This is a genomic window from Psychrobacter sp. 1U2, assembly GCF_051847575.1.
Genome location: NZ_JBPYDC010000136.1, coordinates 1 through 1,672 on the forward strand (window position 1 = coordinate 1; position 1,672 = coordinate 1,672).

General features: G+C 43.7%; 3 protein-coding genes. All 3 read right to left on the reverse strand.

The genetic code is table 11. The features are described 5' to 3' along the window. Window positions 1-185, reverse strand: a 185-nt coding sequence (locus tag ACS8FD_RS13865) for an uL13 family ribosomal protein (protein WP_439276299.1), incomplete at its 3' end; no start/stop codon positions are given. A gap of 196 nt (window positions 186-381) precedes the next feature. Further along, window positions 382-1,065 carry a 16S rRNA (guanine(966)-N(2))-methyltransferase RsmD gene (gene rsmD, locus ACS8FD_RS13870; RefSeq protein WP_439261170.1) on the reverse strand — a complete coding sequence of 228 codons (684 nt, stop codon included), beginning with the start codon at window positions 1,063-1,065 and terminating at the stop codon, window positions 382-384. A 12-nt stretch (window positions 1,066-1,077) separates the two neighbouring features. Continuing rightward, on the reverse strand, window positions 1,078-1,672 hold a 595-nt coding region (locus ACS8FD_RS13875; RefSeq protein ID WP_439276300.1), incomplete at its 5' end, for a penicillin-binding transpeptidase domain-containing protein.

Below are 1,672 nucleotides of genomic sequence, written 5' to 3' on the forward strand. Positions count from 1 at the left end.
ATTTTTTCTGCGTTGATGACAACGATAAAGTCACCAGTATCTACGTGCGGAGTATAAGAAGTTTTATGCTTGCCACGTAAGCGAGTAGCGATTTGGGTGGCTAAGCGACCAAGGGTTTTGCCGTCAGCATCTACGACATACCAGTCATGGGTCACTTCAGCTGGTTTTGCACTAAGTGTTTTCATGATAAAACCTTAAAATTAGAATTCATTGAGAGTTTAGCTGGGAACGGGGCTCTCAAAAAACAGACTGCATATTATAAGCAGTAGCGCCTACGCTTGCAAGCTGCATTGGGGTTTATTTTCGCCTTATATACATTAAACTGCAGCGTTAGACCAGTTTTTCAGCGGTTTTTAGCATTCATTAATGCAAGTTGCATGATTATGACGATTCTAGTCTATAAAGTCCAGCGACAACTTGTCCCACTTTGGTCTGTTTGATTGTCTCAAACCCGCTTAACCCTTGCATTGTAAAGACTGCGCTTAGGGACTGAGCCAATTCATTTAATTGCTCATTTAAATCTTTATCCGCTTCTAGATAAATAAGCGTCTCTGTCGTAAATAACGACTGTTCGATTAAAGTGGTCAAAATTGGTTGCCATAACTCTTTGGAATAGGGCGGATCAATAAAAACAATGTCGAACGGTTGTTTGAAATTCTTGTTTTGCGATAAGACGTGCTCAGCATGGCCATGAAGGATTAGATAACCGTCAGTGTCGATGTTTAACTGCTGAGAGCTTTCTAGTAGCATTTGGTACTGAGATTGATTGGTTTCGATAAAGGTGCAGTGAGCTGCACCGCGAGATAAGGCCTCAAATCCTAATACACCGCTGCCTGCACAGCTATCAAGGACACGTGCGCCATGCATATCGGCGAGTAACCAGTTAAACAGTGTTTCTCGCAAGCGATCTGGAGTCGGCCGTAAGCCATCAGCATCGATAAAATTTATGCTACGACGTTTAAACTGTCCACCGATAATGCGTACCTTGCCCGCAGTGGCTTGTTTTTTATGATTTGTGTCACGCTTTAGGCTGCGCGATGTCGATGTTTTTGTATTTTTTTTCATAATGACTATTCTTTATTCGGACGCTGTAATGGTTGCTGCCTGTGCTTCTGCCTGTTCCTTTAATGCTTGTTCTTGATCGCGAATAGCATCATGTTTGGCTTTATCCAATGCTCTTTGGTATTTAATAGCTTTTAGCTCATCAGGTGTTGGTGGCGTAATAGGGTCGCTTTTACGCTGCAGGACCCAATAATCAAATAACGCACGTCCAATAGGTGCTGCTACTGCGCTACCGCCGCCGCCGTTTTCAACCAGTACCGCAAGGGCAATTTGCGGGTCTTCTACGGGTGCAAAACCATTAAACCATGCATGGTCCCAATGACGCTTATCTATTGCCGATTTATTATAACTTTTGCCTTGAGCGATAGACTTGACCTGAGCCGTACCTGTCTTACCAGCGATACGGTAGCGTGAGGTATAGATACCACGAGCAGTACCAGCTTTGACAGTGTCTTCCATCGCATCATGCATACGTGTCCAATCAGAAGGTTTGCCATCATAGTCAATTTTACCGTCAGATTTGGTGATGACATTCACTTCTGCAGCGCCATCACTACGTTTTAGCAGATGCGGGGTAATATGATTACCTTTATTTGCCATCATGGCAGTC

What these genes read in the sequence shown, in the direction of transcription:
- rsmD (WP_439261170.1), bottom strand. Translation starts at nt 1,065, where the DNA reads ATGAAAAAAAATACAAAAACATCGACATCGCGCAGCCTAAAGCGTGAC.